Here is a 13,126-nt window from a genome sequence, read left to right as displayed (position 1 = left end):
TCGGCAATTTTCGTGATTTTCGTCTTGAGCCCGGCGGTGGAAGTTGTAATGTTTACCAATCGGTCAAATTATCCGTCAGATGCAAAACAAAGGCAACTGGCGATTTTCCGGCGCTCGACAAAACCAATAAGGGGCGCAGGGAAGGACCACGGGAACAGGCGGGCATGCCCTTTGCATGACTGCCGCAAACAGGTGAGGGCATACAAAATGGTGGCAGCACCAGGCGAGAACATGCGCGTCAATGGCGACCGTCTCTGGGACAGTCTCATGGAGATGGCGAAGATCGGCCCCGGCATAGCAGGCGGCAACAATCGCCAGACGCTGACGGATGCCGATGCGCAGGGCCGCAGCCTTTTCAAAAAATGGTGTGACGATGCCGGTTTGACCATGAGTGTCGACCGGATGGGCACGATGTTCGCCACCCGCCCCGGCACCGATCCCGATGCTCTGCCCGTCTATGTCGGCTCCCATCTCGACACTCAGCCGACCGGCGGCAAATATGACGGTGTGCTCGGCGTGCTTGCGGCTCTCGAAGTCGTGCGCACCATGAACGATCTCGGCATCAAGACCAAACATCCGATCGTCGTGACCAACTGGACCAACGAGGAAGGCGCGCGTTTTGCCCCCGCCATGCTGGCGTCAGGCGTCTTCGCCGGCGTGCACAGCCTGGACTTCGCCTATAATCGCAGGGACCCCGAGGGCAATCTGTTCGGCGACGAACTGAAACGTATCGGCTGGGTCGGCGACGAAGAAGTCGGCGCCCGCAAGATGCACGCCTATTTCGAATATCACATCGAGCAGGGACCGATCCTCGAAGCCGAGGAAAAGCAGATCGGCGTCGTCACCCATTGCCAGGGCCTCTGGTGGCTGGAATTCACGCTGACCGGCAAGGAAGCCCATACCGGCTCGACGCCGATGAACCTGCGCGTCAATGCCGGCCTCGCCATGGCCCGCATCCTGGAGATGGTCCAGGGCGTGGCGATGAGCGAACAGCCGGGCGCCGTCGGCGGCGTCGGCCAGGTGTTCTTCTCGCCAAACTCCCGCAACGTGCTGCCGGGCAAGGTTGTCTTCACCGTCGACATCCGCTCGCCCGACAAGGAGAAGCTCGACCGCATGCGGGCAAAGATCGAGGCGAAAGCGCCTGAGATCACCGATGCACTCGGCGTCGGCTGTTCCATCGAGGCGATCGGCCACTTCGAGCCGATCACCTTCGATCCGAAACTGGTCACGTCGGTGCGCGACGCTGCCGAGCGGCTCGGCTACAGCCACATGAACATCATCTCCGGCGCCGGCCACGACGCCTGCTGGGCCGCCAAGGTCGCACCTGCAACGATGGTCATGTGCCCCTGTGTCGGCGGGCTCTCGCACAACGAGGCTGAGGAAATCTCCAAGGAATGGGCGATGGCGGGAGCCGATGTGCTGTTTCATGCGGTGGTCGAGACGGCGGAGATTGTGGGGTGATGGCTAGTGATGCCGCCATGGGCAAGAGATTTGATGCTGCCATGTTCGATATCTATCGCCGAGCAAAATCAGAAGCAAAATACAATGCGGCTGTTTTTCTCAAAATGCTGAACGACAGAGGTGGCTTAGAGACCGCAAAATTTCTGATCAATGCGGACAAACAATCAGATGGTTTTACGGCGCTTCACTTAGCAGGCAGGCTCGATCTGACAGTTGAGGCAATGGTCATCGAGGATGCACGGTGGCATTCGCTATTTAGCCCCGACGAAATTGCCAAAGCCAAACGGCGATTGCAGTTGAATGGCTATACTCCAAGGTAGGTTTATTTCAGAATAGGGAACAGCCATGACCACAGTCATCAAGAACGGCACCATCGTCACCGCCGACCTGACCTATAAGGCAGACGTGAAAATCGACGGCGGCAAGATCATCGAGATTGGTCCGAACCTCTCGGGCGACGAAACGCTGGATGCGACCGGCTGTTATGTCATGCCGGGCGGCATCGACCCGCACACCCATCTCGAAATGCCCTTCATGGGTACCTATTCCTCTGACGATTTCGAGAGCGGCACACGCGCCGCCCTTTCCGGCGGCACGACGATGGTGGTCGATTTTGCGCTCCCCGCCCCCGGCCAGTCACTGCTCGAAGCACTGACCATGTGGGACAACAAATCGACCCGCGCCAATTGCGATTATTCCTTCCACATGGCGGTCACCTGGTGGAGCGAGCAGGTCTTCAAGGAGATGGAGACCATCGTCCGAGACAAGGGCATCAACACCTTCAAGCACTTCATGGCCTATAAGGGCGCGCTGATGGTCGACGATGACGAGATGTTCGCCTCGTTCCAACGCTGCGCCGAACTCGGCGCGCTGCCGCTGGTGCACGCCGAAAACGGCGACGTCGTCGCCTCGATGTCGGCCAAGCTGCTCGCCGAGGGCAATAACGGCCCCGAGGCGCATGCTTATTCCCGGCCCGCCGAAGTGGAAGGTGAAGCCACCAACCGCGCCATCATGATCGCCGACATGGCCGGCTGCCCGGTCTATATCGTCCACACCTCCTGCGAACAGGCGCACGAGGCGATCCGCCGCGCCCGTGCCAAAGGCATGCGCGTCTATGGCGAACCGCTGATCCAGCACCTGACGCTCGACGAGAGCGAATATTCCAACCCCGACTGGGATCATGCGGCGCGCCGGGTGATGTCGCCGCCCTTCCGCAACAAGCAGCATCAGGATTCACTCTGGGCGGGGCTTGCCTCCGGCTCGCTGCAGGTCGTCGCCACCGACCATTGCGCCTTCACCACGGCGCAGAAGCGTTTTGGCGTCGGCGACTTCACCAAGATCCCGAACGGCACCGGCGGCCTCGAAGACCGCATGCCGATGCTCTGGACGCATGGCGTCAACACTGGCCGACTGACGATGAACGAATTCGTCGCCGTCACCTCGACCAACATCGCCAAGATCCTCAACATCTATCCGAAGAAGGGCGCGATCCTTGTCGGCGCCGATGCCGACATCGTCGTGTGGGACCCGCAACGTTCCAAGACCATCTCGTTCAAGGCCCAACAGTCGGCGATCGACTACAACGTCTTCGAAGGCAAGGAAGTGACCGGCCTGCCGCGCTATACGCTGACGCGCGGCGTCGTGGCAATCGAGGAAGGCGCGATCAAGACGCGCGAGGGCCACGGCGAGTTTGTCAGGCGCGAGCCGGTCACGGCTGTCAGCAAGGCGCTTTCCCAGTGGAAGGACATCACCGCGCCGCGCAAGGTGACGCGGAGCGGCATTCCGGCAAGCGGCGTATGACGATGGCGCATGACGATACGGCCATCAACCGGGGACCGCTGCCTCTATGCCAATGACCTCACGCCGGTACCAAAGCGTCCAACTCCGGCAGAAGCACGACGCTTTCCTGCTCGTTCGGATCGGTGCGGGCGATGATCGCCGTGCACGGCGTGCTGCTGAGGTTCGCCGGCAGGTGCGGCACGCCGGCCGGGATATAGAAAAGTTCGCCGGCATGGACGATGACGTGATGCTCGAGCCGGTCTCCGTACCAGGTATGAGCCTCCCCGGAGAGCATGTAGATCGCCGTCTCGTGCGCCTCGTGCAGATGCGCCTTGGCGCGTACGCCCGGCGGGATCGTCAGGAGGTGCATGCAGATGCCCTTGGCGCCGACCGTCTCGGCCGCGACCCCTTCGAAATAGCTGAGCCCCTGCTTGCCGCTATAGGCATGATTGGGGCGAACGATGTGGCAGGTGGGCTTTGATGTCACGTCCATCCTCATCCTCCATGGAGTGTGTCGTCGATAAAACCGGCGGTAATGATAGCACGCAAACCGCGTTCCCGCGGCGAAAACAAGACTGGTCGCATTGATGCAAGCACCCTCCGTCGTATCCGCCAAGGATCTCTGTCTCACCTACCAGGCGAATGACGGCCCGGTGAGTGCACTGAGCAATGTCAATCTCGATGTCCGCAAGGGCGATTTCGTCTCTTTCATCGGCCCGTCGGGCTGCGGCAAGACCACTTTCCTGCGTGTCATCGCCGATCTCGAGAAGAGCACCTCAGGCGAGATCTCGATCAATGGCATGACACCGGAAGAGGCTCGCAAGGCCCGCGCCTACGGCTATGTCTTCCAGGCGCCGGCGCTCTATCCCTGGCGCACCATCGAAAACAACATCGCCCTGCCCTTGGAGATCATGGGCTATTCCGGCGCCGAGCGGACGCGGCGCATCGCCGAAGCGCTCGATCTCGTCAGTCTTTCGGGCTTCGAGAAGAAATTCCCCTGGCAGCTTTCCGGCGGCATGCAGCAGCGCGCCTCGATCGCCCGTGCGCTCGCCTTCGACGCCGACCTGCTGCTGATGGATGAGCCCTTCGGCGCCCTGGACGAGATCGTCCGCGACCATCTGAACGAAGAGCTGCTGAAACTCTGGACCCGCACCAACAAGACGATCTGCTTCGTCACCCATTCCATCCCCGAGGCAGTCTACCTCTCGACCAAGATCGTGGTGATGTCTCCCCGCCCGGGCCGCGTGACCGATGTGATCGACTCGACCCTGCCGGCCGAACGCCCGCTCGACATCCGCGAAACCCCCGAGTTCCTGGAAATCGCCCATCGCGTCCGCGAAGGGCTGAGGACGGGGCACGCATGAGGAGCGGGAGCGTGCGCCCTGGGGTCACCCCCCTCTGCCCTGCCGGGCATCTCCCCCACAAGGGGGGAGATCGATATGCTGCACCGGCTTCCCCAAACAAGGATCGCCGTTCCGTTCGCTATAGAGCCAACGGGGACCGACGCGCTATCCTCCTGCCGATCTCCCCCCTTGTGGGGGAGATGCCCGGCAGGGCAGAGGGGGGTGGCTGCGCGTTCGACGCCAACAAATGGGGGCAGTTGCTGTGAAACCCGACACATTCAAGGACAAGATCGTCCCCGTCACCACAATCCTGCTCGCCCTCGTCGTCATCTGGTATGTCGCCGCCATCCTGATGAACGCGCCGTTCCAGCGCGACATGGACGGCCGCGCGGGCGCCACACCTACGACCCTCGAATTCATCGGCAAGACGCTGGCGCAGCCGAAGCCTATCCTGCCGGCGCCGCATCAGGTGGCGCAGAACGTCTACGAGAACACCTTTCTGCGCAGCCTTTCGAGCAATCGCAGCCTCGTCTATCACAGCTGGGTAACGCTCTCCTCCACCCTGCTCGGCTTCGGCTTCGGTATGCTGCTCGGCATCCTCCTCGCCGTGCTGATCGTCCACAACCGCGCCATGGACCGCTCGCTGATGCCCTGGCTGGTGGCGAGCCAGACCATACCGATCCTCGCCATCGCGCCGATGATCGTCATCATCTCCTACAACGTACTGACCGGCGACAATGCCGTTGCGCATCTGTTGAACCTCGATTCCGACGCCTCCCGCCTCGTCTCCAAGGCGCTGATCTCCACCTACCTCTCCTTCTTTCCGGTCGCCGTCGGCATGGTGAAGGGGCTGCGTTCGCCCGAAATCATGCATCTCGACCTGATGCGCACCTATTATGCCAGCTCGATGCAGACGTTCTGGAAGCTGCGCGTTCCAGCCTCGATCCCTTTCCTCTTCACCTCGATGAAGGTCGCGATCGCAGCCAGCCTTGTCGGCGCCATCGTCGGCGAGCTGCCGACGGGTGCTGTCGCCGGCATCGGCTCGAAGCTACTCGCCGGCTCCTATTACAGCCAGACTATCGATATCTGGGCCGCCCTCGTCGCCGGATCGCTGCTGGCGGGCATCCTGGTTGCGATCGTCGGCGTTGCGGCGAAGATCGTCGATCGCGCCATGGGCGGGAGGCCGGCATGAGACATCTGACCTTCTCCTGGCAAGGTGTGGTCGCCCTCCTCCTCTGCGTCGGGGCGCTGACGGCCCTGCCGCTCCTGGCCGAGGGCGCGGCGCGCGCCCTCACCGACGGCACGGCAAGCCTCATTTTCACCATCGTCATCGCGGCTGCCCTGCTGTCATTCGCACCGCAGCCGCCGGCCTATCGGGCCACCGTGCTGTTTATCGGCGCGCATGGCGCCGCCTGGATGCTGCTTTCGGCTCTTTCCGGCAACGAGGGCACGGCGACGCGGGCTTTCTTCCTGCTGCTCTTTGCCTGCTGGCTGCTTGCCTGGCGATGCGTCAGCGAACTGTCGAAACTGCAGCCCGTCACGACTTTCGGCAAGTCGGTACTCCAGCTCCTGATCCCGGCGATCTTCGGCGCCTGGATCCTCATTCTCTGGGAAGCGGTCACGCGCGGCGCTGGCGTCCCCTTCATCCTGCTGCCGCCGCCGAGCGCCATCGGCGCGCGGTTCATGGCGTCGCTGCCCATCCTCGGCGCGGACGTCAGGCAGACGATCTTCAAGGCGGTGCTGATCGGTTATACCGTCGGCTGCCTCAGTGGCTTCGTCGTCGCGGTGCTCGCCGACCGCATCGCCTTCCTGCGCCGCGGCCTTCTGCCGATCGGCAACATGGTTTCGGCCCTGCCAATCATCGGCGTCGCCCCTGTCATGGTCATGTGGTTCGGCTTCGACTGGCCGTCGAAGGCCGCCGTCGTCATCATCATGACCTTCTTCCCGATGCTGGTGAATACCGTCGCCGGCCTTGCCGCCTCCGGCAGCATGGAGCGCGACCTGATGCGCACCTATGCCTCCGGCTATTGGCAGACGCTGCTGAAACTCAGGCTTCCCGCGGCAATGCCCTTCATTTTCAACGCACTGAAGATCAACTCGACGCTGGCGCTGATTGGTGCCATCGTTGCGGAATTCTTCGGGACGCCGATCGTCGGCATGGGCTTCCGCATCTCCACCGAGATCGGCCGCATGAATGTCGACATGGTCTGGGCGGAAATCGCCGTCGCGGCGCTGGCCGGCTCGATCTTCTATGGCATCATCGCCCTGACCGAACGGGCGGTGACGTTCTGGCATCCGTCTATCCGTGGTGGCTAGACGCGCGCGGGCTCCAGAAACGGGTCCGGGCATAACTTCAGAGGGTAAGGATAAGAAAATGAGAAAGTTGATGGTTGCAATGATGGCGAGCGCGATGTCGCTTGCATCGGCCCATGCGATGGCCGCCGACAAGGTGGTGCTGCAGCTGAAATGGGTCACGCAGAGCCAGTTCGGCGGTTATTACGTCGCCAAGGACAAGGGCTTCTATAAGGAAGAAGGCCTCGACGTCGAGATCAAGCCGGGCGGCCCCGATATCGCCCCCGAGCAGGTGATCGCCGGCGGCGGCGCCGATGTCATCGTCGACTGGATGGGTGGCGCCCTGGTTGCCCGCGAAAAGGGCGTTCCGCTCGTCAACATCGCCCAGCCCTACCAGAAGGCGGGCTTGGAAATGGTCTGCCGCAAGGACGGTCCGATCAAGACCGAAGCCGACTTCAAGGGCCACACGCTCGGCGTCTGGTTCTTCGGCAACGAGTATCCCTTCTTCGCCTGGATGAACAAGCTCGGCCTATCCACAGAAGGCGGTCCGAACGGCGTCACCGTGCTGAAGCAGAGCTTCGACGTGCAGCCGCTCGTCCAGAAACAGGCCGACTGCATCTCCGTCATGACCTATAACGAATACTGGCAGGCGATCGATGCCGGCTTCAAGCCGGAAGAACTGACGGTCTTCAACTACACTGAAATGGGCAACGACCTTCTCGAAGACGGCCTCTATGCGATGGAAGACAAGCTGAAAGACCCGGCCTTCAAGGAGAAGATGGTCAAGTTCGTCCGCGCTTCGATGAAGGGCTGGAAATATGCCACCGAGAATCCCGACGAAGCCGCCGAGATCGTCATGGACAATGGTGGCCAGGACGACAACCATCAGAAGCGCATGATGGGCGAAGTCGCCAAGCTGGTCGGCGACAGCTCCGGCAAGCTGGACGAGGCGCTCTATGCTCGCACGGCAAAGGCACTGCTCGACCAGAAGATCATCAGCAAGGAGCCGTCGGGCGCCTGGACGCACGACATCACCGACGCCGCTTCCAAGTAGTTTCGGCAGGGTTGCGAAGCGAAACGCGCGGGAGATTTCCGCGCGTTTCGTCATTTTCTGGAGCATGATGCCAAAAACTGTCCGCGGTATTCGGACGACATTCTCTATCTATCTGATTTGGATGCTGATTCAGGTTTCCGGTCAGTCGGCCTAAATCATCTGCATCCAGCAACCGAAAAAAATGCCTTGCAACTGTCGCATTTATCGGGCGTCAAACGTCTTAGGGATGAGGCGCGATCAATCTTCGTAATGTTGACATAACCTTGCGGTGATTGATTGACGTCGGAATGGTAACTATTATCGCCTAATGGGGAATTGTTTTCTGCCGGACTTGTAGATCGAGCAAATCGATACCACCTACAAGCCGAATTTGCCGGCGAGGGATGAAGACGGCAAAGGATCGGCGGATACCTCTGAGAATGCAGGAAGGGCAGTGGCCTGATCGCGCGCTGAGTGGCAGACGCTCGAGTTCGGCCAACCTTATCATAAGATTGGACGAAGACGCATGGCACGCAAGCCGACTGGAATTCTAGGCGCCTCTACTCTTTTTGCAGCGGCACTTGCTGCATCCACCGCATTTTCGCAGGAAGCGCCGGTCACAAAACCGCAGCAGAACCTGCCGGCGATCGTCGTCACCACGGCGGTGAACCGCACCCTCGTCGACCGTGTCATCGGCACCGGAACGGTCAAGCCCGTCGAAGAAGTCTATATCCAGCCGCAGGTCGAAGGCCTCTCGATCCGCACGCTGAAAGCCGATATCGGCGACAAGGTTCAGGCCGAAAGCACGTTGGCGACGCTCAACGATGACGCAGTGGTCCTGGAAAAGAGCCAGATGATGGCGACAAAGGCCAAGGGCGAGGCAAGCCTCGCCCAGCTGCGCGCCCAGCTCATCGAGGCGCAGGCCAATGCCGAACAGGCAAGGCAGCAGCAGGCCCGCGCTCAGGAAATGGTCAAGAAGGGCACGGTTTCCACCGCCCAGGTCGAACAGGCCGATGCGACCGCCGCCGCAGCCAATGCCCGCGTCGTCTCCGCCGAACAGGCGATCGAGGTCTCCGAAGCCGATCTCAAGGTCTTCGACAGCCAGATCGCCGATGCGGATTTGAAGCTGGCGCGCACCGACGTGAAGACGCCAGTCGCCGGCACGGTCTCGGCGAAGAACGCCAAGGTCGGCGCCATTGCCGCCGGCAACGGCGATCCGCTGTTCACCATCATCCGCGACGGTGATATCGAGCTTGTCGCTGAGGTCGCCGAAAGCGATGTCGTCAGGATCATGGCCGGCCAAAAGGCGACGATTTCGCTTTCCGGCAGCCGTGAGAAGCTTTCCGGCGCCGTACGCCTGGTTTCGCCGACCGTCGATCCGGTCACACGCCTTGGCCTCGTCCATATCTCCATCGATGATGACAGCAAGGCGCGTTCAGGCATGTATGGCAGCGCCGAGATCATCGTGCGCGAGACTGAAGGCGTAGCGCTTCCCTTGACCGCAGTCCTCACCGGCAACGAAGGCTCCTCCGCCCGCAAGGTCGAGGACGGCGTGGTGAAATTCGCCAAGATAGAGACCGGCATTCAGGACGGCGCCTATGTCGAGGTCATCGATGGATTGAAGACCGGCGACGAGGTCGTGGCCAAGGCGGGCGCTTACGTCCGCGACGGCGACCACATCACGCCGGTGCGTGAACAGCCCCCGGCTTCCAACTAAAGAGACCATCCGATGAATTTTTCAGCCTGGTCCATCCGAAATCCCATTGCACCACTGCTGGCCTTCTGCCTGCTGGTGTTCATCGGCATGCAGTCCTTCAACGCGCTGCCGATCACGCGCTTTCCGAACATCGACGTGCCGCTCGTTTCGATCAACGTGACGCAGAGCGGCGCTTCGCCGGCCGAGCTCGAAATGCAGGTGACGAAGGAGATCGAAGACGCGGTGGCCTCCATCACCGGCATCGACGAAATCCAGTCGACGGTGACCGACGGCAGCTCGCAGACCGTCGTCATGTTCCGGATGGAAGTGCCGACCGAACAGGCCGTGCAGGACACCAAGGATGCAATCGACCGCATCCGCAGCGATCTGCCGACTACGGCCGAAGCACCAATCGTCTCCAAGGTCGATGTCGAGGGACAGGCGATCCAGACCTTCGCCGTTTCCTCGCCTGCCATGTCGCTGGAAGAACTTTCGTGGTTCGTCGACGATACGATCAAGCGTTCGCTGCAGGGCCAGGCCGGCATCGGCCGTGTCGACCGTTACGGCGGCGCCGAGCGCGAAGTGCGCATCGAACTTACCCCTGACAAGCTCAATGCCTACGGCATCACCGCCGCGAGCGTGAACCAGCAGCTGCGCGGCACCAACATCGACCTCGGCTCAGGCCGCGGCCAAGTGGCGGGAAGCGAACAGGCGATCCGTGTTCTCGGCGACGCCCGCAACGTCGCCGACCTCGCCAACACGACGATCGGCCTGCCGAACGGCCGCTTCGTCAAACTATCCGATCTCGGCGTCATCAAGGACACCTATGAGGAGCCGAAATCCTTCTCGCGCTTCAACGATACGCCAGTCGTTACCTTCGGCGTTTTCCGCTCCAAGGGCGCCAGCGAGGTCAGCGTCGCCGAAACCGTGGCGCAGAACCTCGACAAGGTGCGGACCGAAAATCCGAATGTGAAGATCGAACTGATCGACGATTCGGTCTATTTCACCTACGGCAACTACGAAGCCGCCATCCATACGCTCCTCGAAGGCGCGCTGCTCGCCGTCATCGTCGTCTTCCTGTTCCTGAGGAACTGGCGCGCGACGCTGATTTCGGCAATCGCCCTACCCTTGTCCGCGATCCCGACCTTCTGGATCATGGACATGATGGGTTTCTCACTGAACCTCGTCAGCTTCCTCGCTCTGACGCTCGCCACCGGTATCCTTGTCGACGATGCGATCGTCGAAATCGAAAACATCGCCCGCCACATCAAGATGGGCAAGACGCCCTATCGAGCGGCGATCGAGGCGGCTGATGAAATCGGCCTTGCCGTCATCGCCACCACCTTCACCATCATCGCCGTTTTCGTGCCCGTTTCCTTCATGCCGGGCATTCCGGGCCAGTACTTCATCCAGTTCGGTCTGACCGTCGCCTTCTCTGTCTTCTTCTCGCTGATGGTGGCGCGCCTGATCACCCCGATGATGGCCGCCTATCTGATGCGCGCCGAAGACGCCATGGAAGACCATCACGACAATGACGGCCTGCTGATGCGCGGCTACACCCGTCTCATACGTGGCACGACTGGACGCTGGTACACGCGTTATGCGACGCTGATTGTCGCGTTCGCTTTTCTGGTCGGCTCCGTTTTGTTGCTGATGCAGGTTCCCGGCAGCTTCCTGCCGCCGGAAGATGCCTCACGCATCGTTCTTTCCGTCGAGCTGCCGCCCAATGCACGCCTTGACGACACCGAGAAGACGACGGATGCGATCTATGACAGGGTCAAGGACATCAACGGCGTCGATAGCGTCTTCGTCCTCGGTGGCGCATCGCCGAAGGGCGATCTCGAACTGCGCCGTGCGACCATCACGCTGGCACTCGATAAGCTCGACCAATCGCTGGTCAAGAAGATGGTCAACGACGTGATCGGCCGTATCCCCGTCATTGGCCCGAAACTGCCGAAGGTGGAGGTCCACGGCCGAGAACGCCCGCAGTGGGATATCGAAAAGGAAGTCTTCGCCAAGCTGCGCGATATTCCCGACGTCCGGATCCTGAAGCTCAATGACCGCGGCGAACGCGACCTCTCCTTCAACTTCCTTTCCAAGAACGACAAGGACCTGAACGACGCTGTCGGCATTCTGGAATCCAAGCTGCGCGCCGATCCGTTGCTTGCCAATGTCAGCGCCGACGGCTCCCTTCCCCGCCCGGAACTGCAGGTTCACCCGCGCATGGATGAGGCGGCCCGCCTCGGCATTACGCCGCAGCAGATCTCCGAGACGATCCGCGTCGCCACCATCGGCGATGTCGATGCCGCCCTTGCCAAGATCTCGCTCGACGATCGCCAGATCCCGATCCGCGTTCAGGCCGCACTCGACATGCGTCGCGATCTCGCGGCCATCCGGACATTGAAGATCCAGACCGCCAGCGGCGGCACCGTTCCGCTCGCGAGCGTCGCCAATATCGACTATTCGGAAGGGGTAAGCTCGATCAAGCGCAACAACCGCTACCGCGTCGTCTCGATCGGTTCCGACCTGCCGCAGGGCGTAGCACTCGACACGGCTTCGGCCCGCTTCCGTCAGATCGTCAATGACGCCAATATCCCGGCCACGGTGCACCTTGCCGAAAGCGGCGACACCAAGGTGCAGAGCGAGATGCAGCAGAGTTTCGTCAACGCCATGTTGATGGGCCTGCTGCTGGTGCTGACGGTGCTGATCCTGCTCTTCAAGGACGTGATCCAGCCCTTCACCATCCTGTTCTCACTGCCGCTCGCCATTGGCGGCGTCGCAGCCGGCCTGATCCTCACCAGCAATCCGCTGTCGATGCCTGTCATGATCGGCATCCTGATGCTGATGGGTGTCGTCACCAAGAACGCCATCCTGCTCGTCGATTTCGCAATCGAGATGCGCCATCAAGGCATGCCTCGCGTCGAGGCCATGGTCGAAGCCGGCCGCAAGCGCGCCCGGCCGATCATCATGACCTCGATCGCCATGTCGGCGGGCATGCTGCCTTCCGCGCTCGGTGTCGGCGAAGGCGGCTCGTTCCGCGCGCCGATGGCGATCGCGGTGATCGGCGGCATTATCGTCTCGACTGTGCTCTCGCTCGTCGTCGTGCCCTCCTTCTTCCTGATCATGGACGACCTGTCCCGCCTGCTCGGCTGGGCTTTCGGCCGCCTGGTCGGCAGGAAGGACGAGGAGGAGCTGCCGCTGTCGCGCGAGGATCTCACCCGTGTCACCCGGGAGAACCGCAGCGAGATCGACTCGCTGGAGGAGCGCCTGACCGCAATCGAAAAGCCGGAAGGCAAACGCAAGAGCGCCAAAGGCAACGACACCAACGTGCTGCGCCTGCCGCCCTTCGCGGCGGAATAAGCAAACCCAGGAAATGAACGGGCCGGGAGCGATCTCCCGGCCCGTTTCATTTTTTTGGTCATGTCTGACGGTTGACCAAAATCAATTCCGCCGCCGTCTCCCTCCCGTATTTTGCCCGGCAGCATAAGGAATTGAAAAGACCGGCCAGATCAGGAGACCGGG

At 61.5% G+C, this 13,126-nt stretch carries 10 protein-coding genes; 9 read left to right on the top strand and 1 reads right to left on the bottom strand.

All coding sequences use genetic code 11. From position 1 onward, the window contains the following. Positions 1-207 precede the first annotated feature (207 nt). From FFM53_RS18450 to hydA, 3 genes are read left to right on the top strand one after another with little or no spacing between them, the layout of a single operon-like run. Complete coding sequence (locus FFM53_RS18450; protein ID WP_138386808.1) at positions 208-1,461, top strand: Zn-dependent hydrolase; 1,254 nt, start codon at positions 208-210, stop codon at positions 1,459-1,461. Next, positions 1,461-1,781 (top strand): hypothetical protein, encoded by a 321-nt coding sequence (locus FFM53_RS18445; protein ID WP_246412992.1) that lies wholly within the window; start codon positions 1,461-1,463, stop codon positions 1,779-1,781. Before FFM53_RS18450 ends, FFM53_RS18445 begins: the two co-directional genes overlap by 1 nt. Before the next feature lie 25 nt (positions 1,782-1,806). Then, the gene (hydA, locus tag FFM53_RS18440; RefSeq protein ID WP_138386807.1) at positions 1,807-3,261 is read left to right on the top strand and encodes a dihydropyrimidinase; all 1,455 of its coding nucleotides are present in this window, start codon (positions 1,807-1,809) and stop codon (positions 3,259-3,261) included. Between the two features lie 58 nt (positions 3,262-3,319). Here the strand turns inward: hydA and FFM53_RS18435 are convergent, their stop codons facing one another. Beyond that, positions 3,320-3,733 carry a cupin domain-containing protein gene (locus FFM53_RS18435; RefSeq protein ID WP_138386806.1) on the bottom strand — a complete coding sequence of 138 codons (414 nt, stop codon included), beginning with the start codon at positions 3,731-3,733 and terminating at the stop codon, positions 3,320-3,322. Positions 3,734-3,827: 94 nt separating this feature from the next. On the opposite strand from FFM53_RS18435, the gene FFM53_RS18430 reads away from it, so the two are divergent. The 6 genes from FFM53_RS18430 (at position 3,828) to FFM53_RS18405 (ending at position 12,964) form a co-directional block, all read left to right on the top strand. Then, positions 3,828-4,604, top strand: a complete 777-nt coding sequence (locus FFM53_RS18430) for an ABC transporter ATP-binding protein (RefSeq protein ID WP_003542281.1) — start codon at positions 3,828-3,830, stop codon at positions 4,602-4,604. Between the two features lie 241 nt (positions 4,605-4,845). Further along, positions 4,846-5,775: an ABC transporter permease gene (locus tag FFM53_RS18425; RefSeq protein ID WP_138386804.1), complete on the top strand. Its 930-nt coding sequence runs from the start codon at positions 4,846-4,848 to the stop codon at positions 5,773-5,775. After that, positions 5,772-6,899: an ABC transporter permease gene (locus tag FFM53_RS18420; protein ID WP_138330218.1), complete on the top strand. Its 1,128-nt coding sequence runs from the start codon at positions 5,772-5,774 to the stop codon at positions 6,897-6,899. Before FFM53_RS18425 ends, FFM53_RS18420 begins: the two co-directional genes overlap by 4 nt. Before the next feature lie 58 nt (positions 6,900-6,957). Further along, on the top strand, positions 6,958-7,929 hold the full coding sequence (locus FFM53_RS18415; RefSeq protein WP_003542286.1) for an ABC transporter substrate-binding protein: 972 nt from the start codon (positions 6,958-6,960) through the stop codon (positions 7,927-7,929). A gap of 505 nt (positions 7,930-8,434) precedes the next feature. Further along, positions 8,435-9,625, top strand: a complete 1,191-nt coding sequence (locus tag FFM53_RS18410) for an efflux RND transporter periplasmic adaptor subunit (protein ID WP_138386803.1) — start codon at positions 8,435-8,437, stop codon at positions 9,623-9,625. A gap of 12 nt (positions 9,626-9,637) precedes the next feature. Further along, positions 9,638-12,964, top strand: a complete 3,327-nt coding sequence (locus tag FFM53_RS18405; RefSeq protein ID WP_012758677.1) for an efflux RND transporter permease subunit — start codon at positions 9,638-9,640, stop codon at positions 12,962-12,964. Positions 12,965-13,126: the final 162 nt, after the last annotated feature.

It is taken from the genome of Rhizobium indicum (assembly GCF_005862305.2).
Taxonomy (GTDB): domain Bacteria; phylum Pseudomonadota; class Alphaproteobacteria; order Rhizobiales; family Rhizobiaceae; genus Rhizobium; species Rhizobium indicum.
Note: the sequence above shows the minus strand (reverse complement) of the source record. Positions and strands in the feature narration are given on the sequence as shown.